The organism is Rahnella sp. RFA10(1/100) (assembly GCF_004195115.1).
GTDB classification, from domain to species: Bacteria; Pseudomonadota; Gammaproteobacteria; order Enterobacterales; family Enterobacteriaceae; genus Rahnella; species Rahnella perminowiae.
In genome coordinates this window covers 313,364-332,462 of record NZ_SEWR01000006.1, presented here as the reverse complement: position 1 = coordinate 332,462, position 19,099 = coordinate 313,364, and the positions used below count along the sequence as shown (strand labels likewise).

The window sequence follows — 19,099 nt, the reverse complement described above, 5'->3', positions numbered from 1 at the left end:
TTCGTAATAATTCAACTAAATGAATTACTGCTTGGTCACTCTAAGACTTGATATTTTTTGCCACCGAAGTGGCTGATATCGTCTTGTGAGTGCCCACACAGATTGTCTGATAAATTGTTAAAGAGCAGTGAGTTACGCGCTTTCGCTTGCTAACTCGAGGTGGCGTATATTACGCTTTCCTCATTCAGTGTCAACCGTTTATTTCATCCGGTTGCCGCTGTTTTTAATCTTTCCGACCCGGTTACTTCGTGATGTTGTTCACGTTGTTCCCTGTCGATGGAGCGGCATTATAGGGAGTTCTCAGCAGGCCGCAAGGGCTAATTTCACTTTTTTTATCAAATGTTCATAAATCCATCAAACGAATTAATAACGAACAAGAAATGTATAAAAAAGGGGCCCCGGATTGCTCCGGAGCCCGTTTAAGACCGCGACTTATCTATTTACTGTCTTGCGATGATGTGATCATTTTCCACATCGACAGTAATTGGCTTACCTGGGATCAGCTTGCCGGACAAGATTTGCTGAGCCAGCGGGTTCTCAATCTCTTGCTGGATAGCACGCTTCAATGGACGCGCACCATAAACCGGGTCAAATCCGGTATTACCCAGCAATTCAAGCGCCGCATCGGTCAGCGTTGCCGAGTAGCCATGTTCTTCCAGACGTTTATACAAACGCTCCAACTGAATCTTCGCGATATTTTTAATATGCGCATGGCCCAGCGGATGGAACACAACGACTTCATCTATACGGTTGATGAATTCCGGACGGAAGCTGTGTGTAACCACTTCCATGACCGATTCTTTCATCTGCGCATAGCTCGCCTCGCCAAAGTGCTGCTGAATAATGTCAGAGCCCAGGTTAGAGGTCATAATGACTACCGTATTACGGAAATCGACCGTTCTGCCCTGCCCGTCCGTTAAGCGACCGTCATCTAACACCTGTAATAAGATGTTGAACACATCCGGGTGCGCCTTCTCTACTTCATCTAATAAAATGACAGAGTAAGGACGGCGACGAACCGCTTCTGTCAGATAGCCACCTTCCTCATAACCGACATAACCCGGAGGCGCACCGACCAGACGTGAAACTGAGTGTTTCTCCATAAACTCCGACATATCGATGCGAACCATCGCGTCATCACTGTTAAACAGGAATGTTGCCAGCGCCTTACACAGCTCGGTTTTACCTACACCCGTCGGCCCCAGGAACAAGAATGACCCGATCGGGCGGTTTGGATCTGACAGCCCTGCGCGACTACGACGAATCGCATTTGATACCGCTTCCACCGCTTCATTCTGGCCAATCACGCGGTTATGCAGCTCTTCTTCCATACGCAACAGTTTTTCACGTTCACTTTCAAGCATCCGCGCCACCGGAATACCGGTCCAGCGCGCCAGCACATCGGCAATTTCCACATCTGTCACGCGGTTGCGCAGCAGTTTCATGGTCTTACCTTCCGCCTGGGTCGCTGCAGCCAGTTGTTTTTCAAGCTCAGGAATTTTCCCGTACTGCAATTCTGACATACGTCCCAGGTCGCCAACACGCCGGGCCTGCTCAAGCGTAATCTTCGCCTGCTCCAGCTCGGCTTTAATATTCTGGGTGCCGGTCAGTGACGCTTTCTCAGCTTTCCACTCTTCTTCCAGCTCAGAATATTCACGCTCTTTCTGGCTCAGTTCGGCTTCCAGCATTTCCAGACGTTTCACACTGGCATCATCAGACTCTTTTTTCAGCGCCTGCTGTTCCAGTTTGAGCTGGATAATACGGCGATCCAGACGGTCCAGAGATTCAGGTTTGGAATCCATTTGCATACGAATGCTGGATGCCGCTTCATCTATAAGGTCAATCGCTTTATCCGGTAACTGACGGTCGGAAATGTAACGGTGCGACAATGTCGCCGCCGCAACGATGGCCGGGTCAGTAATCTGCACATGGTGGTGCAGCTCATAGCGTTCTTTCAGACCACGCAAAATAGCAATGGTATCTTCGACAGAAGGCTCAGCAACAAACACTTTCTGGAACCGACGCTCTAACGCCGCATCTTTTTCGATAAACTGACGATACTCATTTAATGTCGTCGCGCCCACACAGTGAAGTTCACCCCGCGCCAACGCCGGTTTAAGCATATTCCCGGCATCCATTGCGCCATCGGCTTTACCGGCACCAACCATGGTGTGCAACTCATCGATAAACAGAATGACATTACCTTCCTGTTTAGCGAGATCGCTCAGAACACCTTTCAGTCGTTCTTCAAATTCCCCGCGATATTTAGCACCGGCCACCAGCGCGCCCATATCTAATGAAAGCACACGTTTATTTTTCAGACCTTCCGGCACTTCACCATTAATGATGCGTTGTGCCAGCCCTTCTGCAATCGCGGTTTTACCGACACCAGGCTCACCAATCAGTACCGGGTTATTTTTGGTACGACGTTGCAGAACCTGAATGGTCCGGCGAATTTCTTCATCACGACCAATGACCGGATCCAGTTTGCCCTGCTCGGCACGTTCGGTCAGATCGATAGTGAATTTTTTCAATGCCTGACGTTGATCTTCGGCATTCTGATCATCCACTTTCTCACCCCCACGCATTTGATCGATGGCAGCTGTCATTTTATCGGCCGTTGCACCGCAGGCTTTTAACATATCCGTTAAAGAGCCACGGTCTTTCATCACGGCCAGAACAAACAGTTCTGAAGAGATAAAGGTATCGGCACGTTGTTGTGCCAATTTGTCACAAAGATTTAAAACACGTACCAGCTCATGGGATGGTTGAACATCGCCGCCGGTACCTTCAACTTGCGGCAAACGCCCCAAAGCCTGATCAACGTCCGTGCGCAGTTTCTGGGTATCTACCCCGGCCGCCGTTAATAAAGGACGCACGGTTCCGCCCTCCTGAGTGAGTAATGCGCTCATCAGGTGAACAGGTTCGATAAATTGATTGTCGCGCCCGAGCGCGAGTGACTGGGCATCCGCGAGGGCAAGCTGGAATTTGCTGGTAAGACGATCCAGACGCATAACACCTCCAATACTGAACAAAATTGCTACTGGAGATTAAATGAGGTCAACCCTCACGTTTTCAAGGTTATCTTGGCAGTATATTCAGAGGACTGCTGTTATGCGCGATGGATCGTCTTGATTCGATAGGTTATATCAGCCAAATTAAACTTGCCAGCCGTCCGGTTACGCCGTCGCGCCGGTAAGAGTAAAATTTACGGCTGTCAGTGACTGTGCAATGTTCGCCGCCGTAGATAGCTGTGATGCCAGCCGACTGTAAGCGCAGCCGTGCGAGCAGGTAAATGTCAGCCATAAATTTCGCGCCAACGGGTCTAAAAGCCGCAGATGTCGCACCGTTCACAGCCATAAAGGCTTCGCGTACTTCTCCACCGACCTCAAAATGCGAAGGGCCGATTGCCGGTCCCATCCATGCCATGATGTCTTTGGAAGCGGCGTCAAAACAGGCTACCGTATTTTCTAATATCCCCGCACACAAACCACGCCAACCGGCATGGGCTGCTGCAACTTCATCACCGTTCATGCTGCAGAACAGCACCGGCAAGCAGTCAGCTGTCATTGCTGCGCAAACAACACCTGGTTCGCGGGTATAAGCCGCATCAGCAATTAAAGAAGGACTGCGGGGAATATGCGCCGTTAAACGAACAACGTCGGTACCATGAACCTGCTCCAGCCAATGTGGTGAAGCTGGCAGCCCGCCGAGTTCGACTATACGCTGACGGTTCAAAGCGACATGTTCAGGGCAGTCTCCGACATGATCGCCAAGATTAAGCGCCCCGTAAGGAGGCAAACTGACACCGCCCTCCCGGGTCGTCGCACATGACCGCACCGTTGCCGGTTGCGGCCACTGAGGCTTGATAAGTGCGCACATTACCAGTTCATCTGATCCTTGAACTCTTCGGTATCTGCTTTAAGCGCACTGATCAGGTCAACCATATCCTGGGGAAGTGGCGCATGCCATTCCATCTGAATACCGGTGACCGGATGATAAAGGCGCAGCATGGTAGCGTGAAGAGCCTGACGATCGAATCCGCGCAACATATTAATAAACGATTCCGAGGCACCTTTAGGCAGTCTCGGGCGGCCGCCATAAAGCTGATCGCCTAACAGAGGATGGTTAATGTGCGCCATATGCACACGGATCTGGTGGGTACGTCCGGACTCCAGACGCAAGCGCAGACGCGTATGAGCACGGAAATGCTCCATAATGCGATAGTGCGTCGTCGCCGGTTTACCTGTCGGATGGACCGCCATATGTGTACGTTTGGTGGAATGGCGCGCAATCGGCTCATTCACTGTGCCGCCTGCCGTCATTGTACCAATCGCCACGGCTTCATATTCGCGGGTAATTTCGCGAGCCTGAAGTGCAGTCACCAGATGCGTTTGTGCGGGCACAGACTTCGCGACCACCATCAGGCCGGTAGTATCTTTATCCAGGCGATGCACAATGCCGCAGCGCGGCACATCAATAATTGCCGGGTAATAATGCAGCAACGCATTCAGTACTGTGCCATCAGGATTTCCTGCGCCCGGATGAACAACCAGATCGCGAGGTTTATTGATGACTAAAATATCAGTATCTTCATACACGATATCTAAAGCGATATCTTGTGGCAGCCAACGCGCTTCTTCTTCAATTTGCGCATCGATTGCGATAGCCTCGCCACCCAACACTTTTTCTTTTGGTTTGGTCACTTTTTTGCCATTGACCGTGACCCTGTCTTCAAGGATCCAATCTTTTATACGAGATCTTGAATAATCAGGGAACAATTCGGCCAAAGCCTGATCTAACCGTTGACCGAGTTGAGATTCGGCCACCGTTGCGGTGAGTTGTACTTGTTGTGCCATATGCAGCTTCTTGGTTAACGTTGGGTTTTCACGGCGATGCCGTTTAAAATAATGTGCTATTGTAGCTGGTCTTTGTCGGGAGCTTAACGGACAGTCTCCCAGAATAACACCTGAGGATAATCAAAACGTCATGACGCGTGTGAAATATCTGGTGGCAGCAGCCACGTTGAGCCTGGCGCTGGTCGGTTGCTCCAGTTCCAAAGAAACGGTTCCCGATAACCCGCCTAACGTCCTTTATGCTACTGCCCAGCAAAAGCTGCAGGACGGTAACTTTAAAGGCGCTATTGCGCAATTAGAAGCGCTCGATAACCGCTATCCGTTTGGGCCTTACTCGCAGCAAGTTCAGTTAGATCTGATTTATGCCTATTACAAGTCTGCTGACTTGCCTATGGCTCAGGCTTCTATTGATCGCTTTATGCGTCTGAACCCAACACATCCGAATATTGACTACGTCATGTATATGCGTGGTTTAACGGATATGGCGTTGGATGACAGTGCACTGCAAGGATTTTTCGGTGTTGATCGTTCAGACCGTGATCCACAGCATGCACGTGCAGCATTCCGTGATTTCAGCCAGCTGATCCACACGTATCCAAACAGCCAGTACGCCACTGACGCGACTAAACGTTTGGTATTCCTGAAAGATCGTTTGGCGAAGTACGAGCTGTCAGTGGTGCAATACTACACTAAACGCGGTGCTTACGTCGCTGTCGTTAACCGTGTAGAGCAAATGCTGAAAGATTATCCGGATACTAAAGCAACGCATGATGCGCTGCCGTTGATGGAAAACGCCTACCGCGAACTGCAGCTGAACACTCAGGCTGATAAAGTCGCGAAAATTATTGCGGCTAACAGTGCAGCGTAATTTTACATGTCCGTAGACAAACGGTAGCTGAGGCTGCCGTTTTTTTTTGGCTTTTTTCTAGGAGGAAACGCAGAAAAACAGGAAAGAATAACGCACTGATCCTATCAATCATGCCTGCTCCTGAATGAAGTCTCAAGGTCTTTCCGGCCATTAATTACCCTGTATCACATAAACGCCAAAGTTGACAAAAAGTGACAAAAAACCGTGAGTTTGGGGACGCATTTCGTAAAAAAGGCTGGTATGTTGGATTCATCGGAGACGGAAAGAAGAGAGGTAAGTTATATGACAGTCAACATTACCAGTAAACAAATGGACATCACCACCGCGATTCGTGAACACATCGAAGGCCGTCTGAAAAAACTGGATAAATGGCAAACTCAGCTCATTAACCCGCACATAATCCTGTCTAAAGAACCTCAGGGATTTGTCGCCGATGCGACCATCAGTACCCCAAACGGGAAACTGGTTGCCAGCGCCACGCACGATGATATGTACGCTGCGATTAACGAAATGACGACCAAACTTGAGCGACAACTCAACAAAGCGCAGCATAAGGGTGAGGCTCGCCGTGCAGAATCCGGCGTCAAAGAACTCAATCTGGAACCGGTGCAGGAAGAAGAGGAATAACCGGGTTATCCGACATGTCAGTAACAACGCGCTCCGAGGAGCGCGTTTTTTGTGTCTGAAGGAAATGTTATTGACACAAGGAAAAGCCTGCGGTTACTTTAAGACTCTGCTCAAACTCATGGAAACAAGGCATACATGAATACCCGTCTGTTTTTCTTCGCATTCTTTTTTACCTTCCCCTGATTGGGAGGCGTTTCGTCGCGAAAGAATGAATGCGAAGACGAACAATAAAGCCTCCTGAAAAGGGGGCTTTTTTTATGCCTGCGTTTTACACATTTTGCTGAAAGAAAGAACATTTAAAAGGGTAACAACATGACCGAGAACTCATTACTGGCACTGCGTGAACGTATCAGCGCATTAGACCTGAAACTGCTGGCTCTGCTGGCGGAACGACGTACGATGGCAATTGAAGTCGCGCAATCCAAAATGCACTCTCACCGCCCTATCCGCGATAAAGAACGTGAAGCAGACCTGATTAACACACTGATTCAGGAAGGAAAAAAGCAGGGACTTGACGGGCATTACATCACCCGTGTTTATCAGCTGATCATTGAAGATTCCGTTCTCACGCAGCAGGCGCTCCTGCAGCAACATTTGAACAAAACCCCTTCTGACTCAGCACGCATCGCTTTCCTCGGTCCGAAAGGTTCATATTCTCATCTTGCCGCGCGTCAGTTTGCCGCCCGTCATTTCGACCAGTTCATCGAATGTGGTTGCCAGAAATTTCAGGACATCTTCTCTCAGGTAGAAACCGGTCAGGCCGATTACGCAGTATTACCGATTGAAAATACCAGTTCAGGCTCAATCAATGACGTTTACGATCTGCTGCAACACACCAGCTTGTCAATTGTAGGTGAACTGACTAATCCTATTAACCATTGTGTACTGGTCGCGACTGACACTGATTTGTCGCAGATTCAGACGGTCTATAGCCATCCGCAACCCTTCCAGCAATGCAGCCAGTTCATTAACCGCTTCCCTCACTGGAAAATTGAATACTGTGAAAGTACTGCAGCAGCGATGGAAAAAGTGGCGGCAGCCAGTTCTCCCCACGTGGCCGCACTGGGCAGCGAAGCCGGTGGTGCGTTGTATAAGTTGCAGGTACTGGAACATAATCTGGCGAATCAGCAGGAAAATATCACCCGCTTCATTATCCTGGCGCGCAAAGCCATTGAAGTGACGGATCAGGTTCCGGCTAAAACCACACTGATTATGGCAACCGGCCAGCAAGCGGGGGCGCTGGTGAACGCACTTCTGGTGTTGCGCGACCAGGGCATTATCATGACCAAACTGGAATCACGCCCGATTAACGGCAATCCGTGGGAAGAGATGTTTTATATCGATGTGCAGGCGAACCTGCGTTCAGAAGAGATGAAAAAGGCGCTGAAAGATCTGGCACCTATCACCCGCTCGCTGAAAGTTCTCGGCTGTTATCCAAGCGAAAACGTCGTCTCCGTCGATCTGTAATGGCGCAAACAAAAAGGGCGCTGCACCAAGCAACGCCCTTTTGTTCACCTGCTTATGAAATTACTTGCGATTGTCGTTTGCCTGGCGCAGTAACGCACCACTTTCTTTCAGGAAACGCGGCGCATAATCGCCAAACCAGTGCTCAACCTGTCTGAATTTATCGATAAATGCTTGTTTATCGCCGCTTTCCAGCAGAGCAAGGGCATCACCAAAACGCTGATAGTAACGTTTGATCAGCGCCAGATTGCTTTCTGACGACATAATGATGTCAGCGTAAAGCTGAGGATCCTGCGCAAATAGCCGTCCGACCATCGCCAGTTCGAGACGATAAATCGGTGAAGACAATGCCAGTAATTGTTCGATTTGCACATTCTCTTCTGATAAATGCATGCCGTACGCAAAGGTCGCGAAGTGGCGCAGCGCCTGAATAAAGGCCATGTTCTGGTCATGTTCGACGGCGCTGATTTTATGCAACCGCGCGCCCCAGACCTGCAACTGCTCCAGCAACCACTGATAGGCCTGAGGTTCGCGGCCGTCACAGTACACCACCACCTGTTTTGCCAGGCTGCTGACGTCCGGACCAAACATCGGATGCAAACCAAGAACCGGCCCTTCATGCACCGCCAGCATCGCCTGCAACGGACGGTTTTTCACCGACGCCAGATCCACCAAAATGCAATCTTCAGGTAGTTTAGGCAGTCGGGCAATGACCTCTTCGGTCAGGTGGATGGGTACACTGACAATCACCATACCGGCATCAGCCAGCAGCGTCTCTGCCTGCGGCCAGTCTTCCTGTTCCAGCACCTTTACCTGATAGCCGGAAAGCTCCAGAAGACGGGTGAATAAACGCCCCATCTGCCCGTTTCCGCCGATAATCACCACCGGGCGCAGTGCCGGATGCAGCGTTTTGAAGCCTTTGTCGTTTTCGCTTGAGTAGGACTCACGCATCACGCGGCGCAATACATCTTCAATCAGATCGGGCGGAACACCGAGGTTCTGCGCTTCCTGACGGCGTGAAGCCAGCATTGCCGCTTCCCGTTCAGGCACATAAATCGGCAAACCATAACGGCTTTTGACTTCCCCGACTTCTGCCACCAGCGCCAGACGCCGTGATAAGAGATCTAACAACGCTTTATCTACGTCATCGATCTGATCGCGCAACGCGTTAAGTTCTGCCACCATAAAAACTTACTCTCCTGCGATTCGTGTCGCCAGCGCGTCGCCCAGTTCCTGATGCATCCTGCGCAGCAGGCTTTCCGTCGTTTCCCAGTTAATGCAGGCATCCGTGACAGACACACCGTATTTCATTTCTGAACGCGGTTGTTCAGAAGACTGGCTGCCTTCATTCAGATGACTTTCCAGCATCAGCCCCGTGATAGAACGGTTGCCGGCTTTAATCTGGTCGATGACGGACTGAGCCACAACAGGCTGGCGACGATAGTCTTTGTTTGAGTTACCGTGACTGCAATCTATCATCAAGGAAGGACGGAGTCCCGCATCGGCCATCTGTTTTTCACAAGCCTGCACATCAAGTTCGCTGTAGTTTGGCGTTTTGCCGCCGCGTAAAATAACATGTCCGTCCGGGTTGCCCTGAGTCTGCAGCAAACAAACCTGACCAGCCTGATTGATCCCCACAAAGCGGTGCGCCATTTCTGCCGCACGCATCGCATTGATCGCTGTGCCCAGGCTGCCGTCAGTCCCATTCTTGAAGCCCACCGGCATTGACAAACCAGACGCCATTTCCCGGTGTGTTTGCGATTCTGTGGTACGCGCACCGATCGCTGACCAGCTGAACAGATCGCCTAAGTATTGCGGGCTGTTGGGATCCAGCGCTTCTGTCGCCAGCGGCAACCCCATGCCGACCAGTTGCAGCAGTAAATCACGGGCAATGTGCAGACCCGCTTCCACATCAAACGTCCCATCCATGTGCGGATCGTTAATCAACCCTTTCCAGCCAACAGTCGTGCGCGGTTTTTCAAAGTACACGCGCATGACGATGTACAAACGATCACTCAGTTCCGCCGCCAGGGTTTTCAGGTGACGTGCGTAATCCAGCGCTGCATCAACATCATGAATCGAACACGGGCCACATACCACCAGAAGACGAGGATCACGACCATGGACGATATCCGCGATGGTTTTACGAGCTTCGGAAATACTGTTTTCATCACTGACACTCAAAGGAAAACGGTTTTTCAGCTCTTCAGGAGTGATAAGGATTTGTTCAGCAGTGATGTGAACATTATTCAGGGCATCTTTTTGCATGATCGTGTTCCGTTATAAGGAAAAGGGGGTTGCCACGGCGGCATCTGCGGACAACATTAACACAGCGCGTAAACTTAGCAAGCCTTACTTGTAAACATAAAATTACCAATTGACGGCAATAAGACATTTTATGGAAAGTTTTATTTACATAAAGGGCGTCAGGATCGAAATGACTGTACCGTAATTGTTACATACGATTTATCCGCGGAGGCCGTAATCATTAAGAGAGGAGGAGTGAGGACGAGATTGGGAATAGCCTCAGCAACGCAGATGTTGCTGAGGAAGAGAAATCTACAGGTTACGATCCAGAGTAATAAACACCTGCCCTAAAGCAGTCACTTCATCAACACCGCATTCGAAATGACTTTCCTGACGGCTCACCTTCAGGCGGTTACCTGGAATGCGGGCCACATCGTAAACATCCAGGTCACCATCGATATCCAGCAGCCAGCGGCCATTGCCGGGATGCGTACTGCCCAGATCGATAATCCACGAATGGTTGCCCTTCACTATATACGCAGGCTGTGCCAGCGAATCGTCCAGCAGTGACGGGTCAACAGCCCAGAGGCCTTCTTCCTCAAGCGTGCCGCCACGCAATCTTAATTTTTTAAGCTGGTGGATTTCACCTGATACCCCGGCAGCTGAAGCATTGGCATCTTGCATCGTACCTTTGCCCGTTGCCAGCCAGCGCAACGAGACACCGGTATCCAGCGCACAGGCGACGACAACATCACCGGGGAAATAATCCCTTCTTACCCAAGTACTTATTGTGCCAGATGACAATCCATACAGATCCCCCAGTTCCTTCTGCATGCTAAAGCCGTAAGCCTGAAGCATACGCGTCAGAACAGCTTTTCCACCTTCAAGTTCATCTAATTGCATCTGGCGAAAACTCCTGAATCTGTAAATATCATCTTGACAACTCGCAAATGCAAGCTTAGATTGATTATGTAATGTACCGACAGACGACCATGATACCAAATTTACGGCGTCGTGGAGAAATAAGGAGATGCGATGTTTTTAGGAACGGAGCAGCAGCGCCAGGCCGGCCTGCGCCATATCGCTCATCTGAAAGAAACCTATTTCCCCCGGAATAAAAGTCGGGTTGAAGTTATTTTTGATCAGGCCCCTGAAAAATGGAAAATCACATTATGTTTTCATGCTGGCTTTAAACGACATCATACTTTTCTGACCTATTCACGATTAAGTGACGAAGAGCAATTGAAAATTACTCAGGCTTTATTATCCCTTCGCCATTTCATGACGATATTTACAGGAGAACTTTATTCATGACCGACTGGATAGATGAATCACAGGAATACCAACTGAGAGTACTTGAAGCGCAAATATCAAAGGCAACCCGCACACAGCCTGAACCGTCGGCCTTGTTCTGTGTGGATTGCGAAGCTTCCATCCCGGAACAACGCAGGAACATCATCTCAGGTGTACAGCGATGTATTGAATGTCAGGAAATTGAAGAACTCAAAAGAAAGAATTACCGGCCAGTATAAACAGCTGAATTAACACCATTCAAATTAATCAACTCACTGGGAATAATATTATTTCCGGAAGGCTTCCCATATTTCATTTTTGGAAAAGCCAGTATGACAGATAATATCACAGGCAGAACAATTGCTTTACCGCCGCCCGCGCTTAACCGGAGAGCCGGGCAAGGTTTCCCGGGCGGCTGGTGGTGGAATGCCCCCCCGCGCGGCGCTCAGCAGTCCGCTGGAAAAGCCCCTGACTCGTGATTTTTGTCAGCGCCAGCAAACAGCGCTTTCTCAGCTGGCAACGCTGCCCCGTTGCCTGCGAACACTTTTATATCAGCGATATACCTTTTTGCTGGAAACAAAAGGGGTCGCGCTGCGTTTCATTTCCTGATGACAGTTTTCACACAACGCTTGTGGCCGCGTATTAAACAGGTCAACGCGAGAAACAATCTGAATCGTCAAATCTCGCAAAAGCTACTCATGGAAGAAGAAACGTTTAACCGCCTCCCGACCTAATGATGACGGTCTGAATTGATACAAAAACCACGCCAATAAAAATTCATGCATAAATTCAATGAATTATAAAGTTTGAAATACCCTGACTGTTGACGTATTACATCAATTAAAGAATACTGTATATAAACACAGTATCTGGCGAGGGGAGAAAATGGAAAACCTGACTAAACAACAGCTAACGTTGTCCAGGATACAATTGATCGCAGACATTTCGCAGACGGCGCAATGCAATCCAAAAGAATTTCTGGTCGTGATGTCACTGATCTCAGAGCTGGCCAGCCAGGCGCTGACTGACGAAAATCAGGACGTTGTGTATTGCAACGGGAGCGCTGACGATACCCACTGATTGCCAGATCCTGCGGCGGTAGTCATCAACATTGCTGGCGCTTGCCCGACCGGTTTCCCTCCGGAGTAAGCGCCCCGCCCTCTCCCTGTCTTCACTGCCTGCTTATCTGTTGTGCCAGCCGTTTCACACCCCTCTCAGATTGTCTCCCGGCGTGCTATTACGCAGACTGAACTCACCCCCTGACGATTTCATTCACTTGCGGAGAAAACCCATGAAAATCTATGCACAACAGGGCGATACCCTCGATTCCCTATGCTGGCGCTATTACAACCGCACGGCGTCCGTCGTCGAAAAAGTGTATGCCGCCAATACTGGCATCGCGGATTTAGGCCCGTTATTACCCCCTGGCACAGCCGTCGATATGCCAGACATAGCAGAACAACCCGTACAGGAGGTTCTCAAATTATGGGACTGAATACAGAACGCATCAGTTCAGGCTGTGCCTATTTTATAGCCACCTCGCTGACCTGGCTTGCCAGTCTGACCTCGCAAGATGTTGCCTTTCTGATCGGCTCAGCAGTGGGTGTCGGCACGTTTTTGATCAACTGGTACTACCGGCGCAAAAGCTACCAGTTGCTGGCACGTAAAAGCCTGAGCAAAGACGACTATGAAAACCTCAACTCTTAAACGCTGCAGCGTTGCCGTCGTGTTAGGGCTGATGGCGGCATTGCCGGGCTACCTGTCATTGCAGGTGTCGGAAGAAGGATTGCGGCTGATCACCGACTTTGAAGGCTGTCAGCTGCAACCCTATCAGTGCAGCGCCGGGGTATGGACCAGCGGTATTGGCCATACGGCAGGCGTTAAACCGGCACGGGAAATAACTGAACATCAGGCCGCTGAAAACCTGCTGGCCGATATTCAGCAAACCGAGCGTGCCATCAAAAAATGCATGCCGGTCACGATGCCTCAACCGGTTTTTGATGCTGTGGTGTCCTTCAGTTTTAACGTCAGTACCGGTGCCGCGTGTAGATCAACACTGGCGTTTTTCATCAACAAATGGCAATGGCGACAAGCCTGTGATCAGCTGCCACGGTGGGTTTTCGTCAATGGCGAACGCAACCGGGGTCTGGAACGCAGGCGAAACGCCGAACGTGCCCTCTGCCTGAAAGGGATATGAATGCGCATATTTCTGGCCGTTCTGGCCGCAATGACTTTGCTGGTTGCCATGTTGATACTTTCCAACCGCTCATTACAGCACGACCTCGATAAGAGCCGTCAGCAACGTGACGCCCTGAGCACACAGTTACATCAACGGGAGCAGTTGATCATCCTGTTAAACCAACAAATGCGTCAGCGTGAACAGGCTGAACTGTCATTACGCAAAAACCTGAGCGCCGCTCAACAGGTGATGCAAGCCCGTGAACAACAAAGGCTGAGGAGCCTCTATGAAAATTCGCAAACCAGTCAGTGGGCTGACAACGGGTTGCCTGCTGATATTAGCCGGCTGCACCAGCGCCCCGCCTTCAGCTCCGCCAGCGATTATTTACGTTGGCTGTCCGGCAGTGAGTTCCTGCCCGATACCGGCCAGTCATCCCGCCACTAACCAGGACCTGAGTGCCGATATTCTTCAGCTGGAATCTGCGCTGATGGATTGCGGCTTACAAATTGAAGCCATCAAAACGTGTCAGGAGGCACAACATGCAAAAACCGATTCAGTTGCAACAACGGCTCATTGATTCAGCTCTGCACGAAATCAATGAGAAAGGTTTTGCTACCATGTTGACTCTGAAGCTTTATGTTGCAGATATGACTTGTTAATCTTCAATTTCATAATATTGACTTGCTTTTGCAAGTTATGAGTTTCATAATGACCTCATCACTTACCTGTCATGCCGGAGGTTTTTATGATGCATTGTCCGCTTTGTGGAAAGGTCGCCCATACACGCTCAAGCCGTTATCTGAGTGAATCAACAAAAGAACGCTATCATCAGTGCCAGAATATTGAATGCAGTTGCACGTTTGCTACGCATGAATCGGTCGCCAGGGTTATCTCAAAGCCGGGTAGCCAGCCTTCTGCTGCGTAGTCAATATGTGGTCATTGATGCAAAAAAAGGGGTTAGCCGATGGCTAACCCCTTGTTCTATATTAACTAGTAGATGTCGCGTTAGCGATACCTTAGTTAAGACGCTCTTTAATACGAGCAGACTTACCAGTACGCTCACGCAGGTAGTACAGTTTAGCTTTACGAACGGCGCCACGGCGTTTAACAGTAATGCTGTCGATTACCGGGGAGTGAGTCTGGAATACACGCTCAACACCTTCGCCGTTAGAAATTTTGCGAACAGTGAATGCAGAGTGCAGACCGCGGTTACGAATAGCGATAACCACGCCCTCGAATGCCTGCAGACGCTTTTTAGAACCTTCAACGACCCATACCTTAATCTCCAGAGAATCACCTGGACGGAATGCAGGTACGTCTTGCTTCATCTGCTCTTGTTCGATTTGTTTAATGATATTGCTCATAATATGTCTCTTACCCTAGGTAAACTGATATATCGGGACGGCCTCGCGTTATGCTTTGGCGTTCCCTTCATAGTTTTGTTGACTAAGCCGATGTTCCTTTTGGAACTCTCTTAGCAACACCTCTTGCTCGTCAGTCAGAGCTAGGTTTTCCAGAAGTTCAGGTCTTCTAAGCCAGGTTCGACCCAGCGACTGTTTCAGGCGCCAGCGACGTATATCAGCATGATTTCCCGACAGTAAAACTGGCGGTACCTCCATGCCTTCCAACACTTCAGGGCGGGTATAATGGGGACAATCCAACAATCCGTCAGCGAAAGAATCTTCTTCTGCTGAAGCCTGACGACCCAGAACACCCGGTATAAAACGGGAAACTGAATCAATCAGAGTCATTGCCGGCAACTCTCCACCGCTAAGAACATAATCGCCAATTGACCATTCTTCATCAATTTCGGTTTTGATTATGCGCTCATCGATCCCTTCATAACGGCCACAAACCAGAATAATTTTCTGATGAGCCGCCAGTTCGCAAACACCGGTTTGATCCAGCTTGCGCCCCTGAGGTGAAAGATAAATCACTTTCACACCTTCGCCTGCCGCTGCTTTTGCTGCATGAATGGCTTCCCGTAAGGGTTGCACCATCATCAGCATTCCGGGACCACCGCCGTAAGGGCGCTCATCCACGGTACGATGTCGATCGTATGCGAAATCACGTGGACTCCAGCAATTTACGCTCAACAGGCCATTCTTAACTGCCCGGCCAGTTACCCCGTAATCCGTAATTGCGCGGAACATTTCAGGAAACAGGCTAATTATACCGATCCACATAGCCTACCCCTTCCAAATGTTTGACCGCTCAACCAGACCTTGTTTACATGAGTAAACACTACGGAGGTCAAAAACCAGGATCCCAATCTACTTCAACAGTGCGAGTAGTGAGATCGACTTTCTTGATAACCTGCCCATCGAGGAACGGAATCAACCGCTCCTTGAGTCCGAAGGCATCTTTCAGGTTGGCTTTAACTACCATCACATCGTTAGAACCGGTTTCCATCATATCGATGATTTTGCCCAGTTCGTAACCGGAAGTTGTCACTACCTGGCAACCAAAAAGGTCTTTCCAGTAGTAGTCACCGTCTTCCAGTGGAGGCAGTTGCTTTGAATCGACAACAATTTCGCAATTGGTCAGAAGATTCGCCGCATCCCGATCATCAACGCCTTTGACTTTGATAATCAGGTCCTGAGTATGGCGTTTCCAGCCTTCCAGCTCGACAACTTGCCATTTACCGGCACGCTGGATAAACCAGGGCTGGTAGTCAAAGATGCTTTCAGCGTCTTCGGTGGATGAAAACACTCTGAGCCAACCACGAATGCCGTATGTTGAACCCATTTTGCCAAGGACTAACGGCTCAGCGGGTACCACTGGATTGGATTGCTTGCTCATTGCCACCACCGCGACAGATTAAGCTGCTTTCTTAGCGTCTTTGATCAGCGCAGAAACGCGATCAGAAACGGTAGCACCCAGACCAACCCAATGGGCAACACGGTCCAGATCCATACGCAGTGCTTCAGCCTGGCCAGAAGCCAATGGGTTGAAGAAACCTACGCGTTCGATGAAACGACCGTCACGAGCGTTGCGGCTGTCGGTCACTACTACTTGATAAAACGGACGCTTTTTTGCGCCGCCACGTGCTAAACGAATTGTTACCATAACATCCTCTTTAGTTAATAAAACAACCAGACCCCATCGGGGAACGGGGTCTGGTTGCAATATAAAAAGCCCGAAAATTTTACTCATTTTGGCGCAAAAAGCAATCTAAAGCGTAGAAACCTTAGCCACCATTTTGCATGAGCCGCCTATATGGCTGATATATAGGCAGTGACGTCGATTAACGGCCAGGGAAACCCGGTGGCATCATACCTTTCATGCCACGCATCATTTTCGCCATGCCGCCACTCTTCATTTTCTTCATCATGCGCTGCATATCGTCGAACTGCTTAAGTAAGCGGTTGACGTCCTGCACCTGCATGCCGGAACCCATCGCGATACGACGCTTACGGGAACCTTTAATAATCTCTGGCTTAGCGCGCTCTTTCAGCGTCATCGAATTGATGATCGCTTCCATCCGCACCAGCACTTTGTCATCCATCTGGGATTTGACGTTATCCGGCAACTGACCGACACCCGGCAGTTTGCTCATCATACTCGCCATGCCACCCATATTACGCATTTGCTTGAGCTGCTCGAGGAAATCGGTCAGGTCAAAGCCGTCGCCTTTTTTGAGTTTGCTGGCCAGTTTTTCTGCCTGCGCGCGGTCAACTTTACTCTCAATGTCTTCGATAAGAGAGAGAACGTCGCCCATGCCCAGAATACGGGAGGCAATACGATCCGGATGGAACGGCTCCAGTGCATCGGTTTTTTCACCCATACCCAGGAATTTGATCGGTTTGCCGGTGATATGACGAATCGACAGCGCAGCACCGCCACGGGCATCACCATCCACTTTCGTCAGGATCACACCGGTCAGCGGCAGCGCTTCGTTAAACGCTTTTGCGGTATTCGCAGCATCCTGACCGGTCATGGCATCGACAACAAACAAGGTTTCCACCGGATTAATCGCGGCATGTACCTGTTTGATTTCGTCCATCATCGCTTCGTCGACGTGTAAACGGCCGGCAGTATCGACAATCAACACGTCGTAGAATTTCAGTTTCGCCTGCTGCAGGGCACGGTTAACGATATCAACCGGTTTTTCCTGCGCGTCAGACGCGAAGAAATCCACTTCAACTTGTTGCGCCAGGGTTTCCAGCTGCTTGATCGCCGCAGGGCGATAAACGTCGGCGGACACGACCAGTACTTTTTTCTTTTTCTTTTCTTTCAGGAACTTCGCCAGTTTACCGACGCTGGTTGTTTTACCGGCACCTTGTAAACCTGCCATCAGCACCACAGCCGGAGGCTGTGCCGCTAAGTTGAGTTCGGTGTTAGCCTCACCCATCGCGGTTTCCAGTTCTTTCTGGACAATTTTGACGAATTCCTGACCCGGCGTCAGACTCTTATTGACCTCATGGCCAACAGCGCTTTCCTTCACCCGGTTGATGAAGTCACGTACGACCGGCAGCGCAACGTCCGCTTCCAGTAACGCCATGCGCACTTCACGTAATGTCTCTTTGATATTCTCTTCGGTCAGCCGCCCGCGGCCGCTGATATTGCGCAGTGTGCGCGACAATCGATCGCTTAAATTCTCAAACATCGTCTCTTGCTCAACGTAATGACAGGCCGCTTTTGCGACGTAATTGCGGGATTATAACACGAAGTTCGGACGATCTCTGCTTTGGCATCTCAGATAGGTTGGAGCGTGACGCGGGTAACGTTATACTGCGGTTCTCATTCACTTTTCGATGCAACCGAAACGCTATGTCAGTTTTTGCTCTCGTCGCCATGTTGGCCTATCTGTTCAGCCTTGCACTGATTATTCCGAGCATCATCCGGAAGAACAGCGCATACCGGCGCTTAGCACTGATGTCTGTTGTGGTGGCACTGGTTTGCCACGCCGTGGCGTTGCAGCAGCGTATTTTTGATGTCAGCACCGGCCAGAACCTCAGCCTGGTCAATATCGGCTCGGTAGTCAGTTTAATCATCGGAACGGTAATGACCATCGTCGCCTCGCGCAATCGCGGCTGGTTCGTTTTGCCTATTGTTTACAGTTTTTCGCTGATCAATCTGGCGTTCGTGACGTTTCTTCCGGGTGAGTTCATCACGCACCTTGAGGAAAGCAAAGGCTTACTGGTACATATCGGCCTGGCATTGTTCTCTTATGCTACGCTGATGATTGCCGCTCTTTATGCGTTGCAGCTGGCATGGCTGGATTATCAGCTGAAGAATAAACGCCTGACGTTTACGGCTGATATGCCGCCGCTGATGAGTATTGAACGCAAACTTTTTCACATCACCCAGATTGGCGTGATTTTACTGACACTGACGCTGTGCACCGGATTACTGTATCTGAACAACCTGTTCAGCCCGGAGAATATCGACAAGGCCGTCTTATCGATACTGGCATGGTTCGTTTATATCGTCCTGCTGTGGGGCCATTATCACGAAGGCTGGCGTGGCCGTCGCGTGGTATGGTTCAGCATGGCGGGCGCCATCCTATTGACCCTTGCCTATTTTGGCAGTCGCCTGATCCAGCAAATCATGGTTCATTAA

General features: G+C 50.0%; 25 protein-coding genes and 1 other annotated feature. Of the genes, 14 read left to right on the top strand and 11 right to left on the bottom strand.

Going from position 1 to position 19,099, the window contains the following annotated elements; all coding sequences use genetic code 11:
* Positions 1-440: 440 nt before the first annotated feature.
* The 3 genes from clpB to rluD all read right to left on the bottom strand — a co-directional run bounded on the left by clpB (position 441) and on the right by rluD (position 4,859).
* Positions 441-3,014, bottom strand: coding sequence for an ATP-dependent chaperone ClpB (gene clpB / locus ETV65_RS18820; RefSeq protein WP_129954622.1), 2,574 nt, complete (start codon positions 3,012-3,014; stop codon positions 441-443).
* Between the two features lie 130 nt (positions 3,015-3,144).
* Positions 3,145-3,882, bottom strand: a complete 738-nt coding sequence (gene yfiH / locus ETV65_RS18815; RefSeq protein WP_129954621.1) for a purine nucleoside phosphorylase YfiH — start codon at positions 3,880-3,882, stop codon at positions 3,145-3,147.
* Entirely contained in the window at positions 3,882-4,859 is a 978-nt protein-coding gene (gene rluD / locus ETV65_RS18810; RefSeq protein WP_129954620.1) for a 23S rRNA pseudouridine(1911/1915/1917) synthase RluD, read from the bottom strand. Before rluD ends, yfiH begins: the two co-directional genes overlap by 1 nt.
* 130 nt (positions 4,860-4,989) lie before the next feature.
* On the opposite strand from rluD, the gene bamD reads away from it, so the two are divergent.
* From bamD to pheA, 3 genes are all read left to right on the top strand, one after another.
* Positions 4,990-5,724: an outer membrane protein assembly factor BamD gene (bamD, locus tag ETV65_RS18800; protein ID WP_013574066.1), complete on the top strand. Its 735-nt coding sequence runs from the start codon at positions 4,990-4,992 to the stop codon at positions 5,722-5,724.
* Between the two features lie 282 nt (positions 5,725-6,006).
* Entirely contained in the window at positions 6,007-6,351 is a 345-nt protein-coding gene (raiA, locus tag ETV65_RS18795) for a ribosome-associated translation inhibitor RaiA (RefSeq protein WP_129954619.1), read from the top strand.
* Between the two features lie 134 nt (positions 6,352-6,485).
* Positions 6,486-6,610, top strand: a sequence feature (Phe leader region).
* Positions 6,611-6,663: 53 nt separating this feature from the next.
* Positions 6,664-7,818: a bifunctional chorismate mutase/prephenate dehydratase gene (gene pheA, locus ETV65_RS18790; RefSeq protein WP_129954618.1), complete on the top strand. Its 1,155-nt coding sequence runs from the start codon at positions 6,664-6,666 to the stop codon at positions 7,816-7,818.
* Positions 7,819-7,878: 60 nt separating this feature from the next.
* Here the strand turns inward: pheA and tyrA are convergent, their stop codons facing one another.
* The 3 genes from tyrA to ETV65_RS18775 all read right to left on the bottom strand — a co-directional run bounded on the left by tyrA (position 7,879) and on the right by ETV65_RS18775 (position 10,965).
* Positions 7,879-9,000 (bottom strand): bifunctional chorismate mutase/prephenate dehydrogenase, encoded by a 1,122-nt coding sequence (gene tyrA, locus ETV65_RS18785; RefSeq protein ID WP_129954617.1) that lies wholly within the window; start codon positions 8,998-9,000, stop codon positions 7,879-7,881.
* A 6-nt stretch (positions 9,001-9,006) separates the two neighbouring features.
* Positions 9,007-10,083 carry a 3-deoxy-7-phosphoheptulonate synthase gene (locus ETV65_RS18780; protein ID WP_129954616.1) on the bottom strand — a complete coding sequence of 359 codons (1,077 nt, stop codon included), beginning with the start codon at positions 10,081-10,083 and terminating at the stop codon, positions 9,007-9,009.
* A gap of 291 nt (positions 10,084-10,374) precedes the next feature.
* Complete coding sequence (locus tag ETV65_RS18775; protein WP_129954615.1) at positions 10,375-10,965, bottom strand: helix-turn-helix domain-containing protein; 591 nt, start codon at positions 10,963-10,965, stop codon at positions 10,375-10,377.
* Between the two features lie 132 nt (positions 10,966-11,097).
* Between ETV65_RS18775 and ETV65_RS18770 the strand changes: the two genes are divergently transcribed.
* The 10 genes from ETV65_RS18770 (at position 11,098) to ETV65_RS18730 (ending at position 14,459) form a co-directional block, all read left to right on the top strand.
* Positions 11,098-11,376, top strand: coding sequence for a hypothetical protein (locus tag ETV65_RS18770; protein WP_129954614.1), 279 nt, complete (start codon positions 11,098-11,100; stop codon positions 11,374-11,376).
* Positions 11,373-11,594 (top strand): TraR/DksA C4-type zinc finger protein, encoded by a 222-nt coding sequence (locus tag ETV65_RS18765; RefSeq protein WP_129954613.1) that lies wholly within the window; start codon positions 11,373-11,375, stop codon positions 11,592-11,594. Before ETV65_RS18770 ends, ETV65_RS18765 begins: the two co-directional genes overlap by 4 nt.
* Before the next feature lie 187 nt (positions 11,595-11,781).
* Entirely contained in the window at positions 11,782-11,964 is a 183-nt protein-coding gene (locus tag ETV65_RS25240) for a hypothetical protein (RefSeq protein ID WP_238483569.1), read from the top strand.
* A 276-nt stretch (positions 11,965-12,240) separates the two neighbouring features.
* Complete coding sequence (locus ETV65_RS18755) at positions 12,241-12,435, top strand: hypothetical protein (RefSeq protein WP_015695947.1); 195 nt, start codon at positions 12,241-12,243, stop codon at positions 12,433-12,435.
* Between the two features lie 211 nt (positions 12,436-12,646).
* Positions 12,647-12,850 (top strand): tail protein X, encoded by a 204-nt coding sequence (locus ETV65_RS18750; protein ID WP_129954612.1) that lies wholly within the window; start codon positions 12,647-12,649, stop codon positions 12,848-12,850.
* Positions 12,841-13,062: an HP1 family phage holin gene (locus ETV65_RS18745; RefSeq protein WP_015695945.1), complete on the top strand. Its 222-nt coding sequence runs from the start codon at positions 12,841-12,843 to the stop codon at positions 13,060-13,062. Before ETV65_RS18750 ends, ETV65_RS18745 begins: the two co-directional genes overlap by 10 nt.
* Positions 13,043-13,552 (top strand): lysozyme, encoded by a 510-nt coding sequence (locus ETV65_RS18740; protein ID WP_129954611.1) that lies wholly within the window; start codon positions 13,043-13,045, stop codon positions 13,550-13,552. The genes ETV65_RS18745 and ETV65_RS18740 overlap by 20 nt, the downstream gene beginning before the upstream one ends.
* Positions 13,553-13,978 (top strand): Rz-like lysis system protein LysB, encoded by a 426-nt coding sequence (lysB, locus tag ETV65_RS18735; protein ID WP_129954610.1) that lies wholly within the window; start codon positions 13,553-13,555, stop codon positions 13,976-13,978.
* Positions 13,863-14,111 (top strand): Rz1-like lysis system protein LysC, encoded by a 249-nt coding sequence (gene lysC / locus ETV65_RS25235; RefSeq protein WP_238483576.1) that lies wholly within the window; start codon positions 13,863-13,865, stop codon positions 14,109-14,111. The genes lysB and lysC overlap by 116 nt, the downstream gene beginning before the upstream one ends.
* Positions 14,112-14,279: 168 nt before the next feature.
* Entirely contained in the window at positions 14,280-14,459 is a 180-nt protein-coding gene (locus tag ETV65_RS18730) for an ogr/Delta-like zinc finger family protein (protein ID WP_129954609.1), read from the top strand.
* Positions 14,460-14,550: 91 nt separating this feature from the next.
* On the opposite strand, the gene rplS is transcribed toward ETV65_RS18730, so the two are convergent.
* The 5 genes from rplS to ffh form a co-directional block, all read right to left on the bottom strand.
* Complete coding sequence (gene rplS / locus ETV65_RS18725) at positions 14,551-14,898, bottom strand: 50S ribosomal protein L19 (protein WP_013574038.1); 348 nt, start codon at positions 14,896-14,898, stop codon at positions 14,551-14,553.
* 48 nt (positions 14,899-14,946) lie between these two features.
* Positions 14,947-15,720 (bottom strand): tRNA (guanosine(37)-N1)-methyltransferase TrmD, encoded by a 774-nt coding sequence (gene trmD / locus ETV65_RS18720; RefSeq protein WP_013574037.1) that lies wholly within the window; start codon positions 15,718-15,720, stop codon positions 14,947-14,949.
* Positions 15,721-15,787: 67 nt separating this feature from the next.
* Entirely contained in the window at positions 15,788-16,336 is a 549-nt protein-coding gene (gene rimM, locus ETV65_RS18715; RefSeq protein WP_129954608.1) for a ribosome maturation factor RimM, read from the bottom strand.
* Positions 16,337-16,354: 18 nt separating this feature from the next.
* Positions 16,355-16,603, bottom strand: coding sequence for a 30S ribosomal protein S16 (gene rpsP / locus ETV65_RS18710; protein WP_015689395.1), 249 nt, complete (start codon positions 16,601-16,603; stop codon positions 16,355-16,357).
* Positions 16,604-16,781: 178 nt separating this feature from the next.
* Positions 16,782-18,143 (bottom strand): signal recognition particle protein, encoded by a 1,362-nt coding sequence (gene ffh / locus ETV65_RS18705; protein WP_129954607.1) that lies wholly within the window; start codon positions 18,141-18,143, stop codon positions 16,782-16,784.
* 164 nt (positions 18,144-18,307) lie between these two features.
* Between ffh and ETV65_RS18700 the strand changes: the two genes are divergently transcribed.
* Positions 18,308-19,099, top strand: coding sequence for an inner membrane protein YpjD (locus tag ETV65_RS18700; RefSeq protein ID WP_129954606.1), 792 nt, complete (start codon positions 18,308-18,310; stop codon positions 19,097-19,099).

Bases quoted from the DNA above. Each gene is read 5' to 3' on its own strand.
- clpB (WP_129954622.1), bottom strand. From the start codon at position 3,014: ATGCGTCTGGATCGTCTTACCAGCAAATTCCAGCTTGCCCTCGCGGAT.
- yfiH (WP_129954621.1), bottom strand. From the start codon at position 3,882: ATGTGCGCACTTATCAAGCCTCAGTGGCCGCAACCGGCAACGGTGCGG.
- rluD (WP_129954620.1), bottom strand. From the start codon at position 4,859: ATGGCACAACAAGTACAACTCACCGCAACGGTGGCCGAATCTCAACTC.
- bamD (WP_013574066.1), top strand. From the start codon at position 4,990: ATGACGCGTGTGAAATATCTGGTGGCAGCAGCCACGTTGAGCCTGGCG.
- raiA (WP_129954619.1), top strand. From the start codon at position 6,007: ATGACAGTCAACATTACCAGTAAACAAATGGACATCACCACCGCGATT.
- pheA (WP_129954618.1), top strand. From the start codon at position 6,664: ATGACCGAGAACTCATTACTGGCACTGCGTGAACGTATCAGCGCATTA.
- tyrA (WP_129954617.1), bottom strand. From the start codon at position 9,000: ATGGTGGCAGAACTTAACGCGTTGCGCGATCAGATCGATGACGTAGAT.
- ETV65_RS18780 (WP_129954616.1), bottom strand. From the start codon at position 10,083: ATGCAAAAAGATGCCCTGAATAATGTTCACATCACTGCTGAACAAATC.
- ETV65_RS18775 (WP_129954615.1), bottom strand. From the start codon at position 10,965: ATGCAATTAGATGAACTTGAAGGTGGAAAAGCTGTTCTGACGCGTATG.
- ETV65_RS18770 (WP_129954614.1), top strand. From the start codon at position 11,098: ATGTTTTTAGGAACGGAGCAGCAGCGCCAGGCCGGCCTGCGCCATATC.
- ETV65_RS18765 (WP_129954613.1), top strand. From the start codon at position 11,373: ATGACCGACTGGATAGATGAATCACAGGAATACCAACTGAGAGTACTT.
- ETV65_RS25240 (WP_238483569.1), top strand. From the start codon at position 11,782: ATGCCCCCCCGCGCGGCGCTCAGCAGTCCGCTGGAAAAGCCCCTGACT.
- ETV65_RS18755 (WP_015695947.1), top strand. From the start codon at position 12,241: ATGGAAAACCTGACTAAACAACAGCTAACGTTGTCCAGGATACAATTG.
- ETV65_RS18750 (WP_129954612.1), top strand. From the start codon at position 12,647: ATGAAAATCTATGCACAACAGGGCGATACCCTCGATTCCCTATGCTGG.
- ETV65_RS18745 (WP_015695945.1), top strand. From the start codon at position 12,841: ATGGGACTGAATACAGAACGCATCAGTTCAGGCTGTGCCTATTTTATA.
- ETV65_RS18740 (WP_129954611.1), top strand. From the start codon at position 13,043: ATGAAAACCTCAACTCTTAAACGCTGCAGCGTTGCCGTCGTGTTAGGG.
- lysB (WP_129954610.1), top strand. From the start codon at position 13,553: ATGCGCATATTTCTGGCCGTTCTGGCCGCAATGACTTTGCTGGTTGCC.
- ETV65_RS18730 (WP_129954609.1), top strand. From the start codon at position 14,280: ATGATGCATTGTCCGCTTTGTGGAAAGGTCGCCCATACACGCTCAAGC.
- rplS (WP_013574038.1), bottom strand. From the start codon at position 14,898: ATGAGCAATATCATTAAACAAATCGAACAAGAGCAGATGAAGCAAGAC.
- trmD (WP_013574037.1), bottom strand. From the start codon at position 15,720: ATGTGGATCGGTATAATTAGCCTGTTTCCTGAAATGTTCCGCGCAATT.
- rimM (WP_129954608.1), bottom strand. From the start codon at position 16,336: ATGAGCAAGCAATCCAATCCAGTGGTACCCGCTGAGCCGTTAGTCCTT.
- rpsP (WP_015689395.1), bottom strand. From the start codon at position 16,603: ATGGTAACAATTCGTTTAGCACGTGGCGGCGCAAAAAAGCGTCCGTTT.
- ffh (WP_129954607.1), bottom strand. From the start codon at position 18,143: ATGTTTGAGAATTTAAGCGATCGATTGTCGCGCACACTGCGCAATATC.
- ETV65_RS18700 (WP_129954606.1), top strand. From the start codon at position 18,308: ATGTCAGTTTTTGCTCTCGTCGCCATGTTGGCCTATCTGTTCAGCCTT.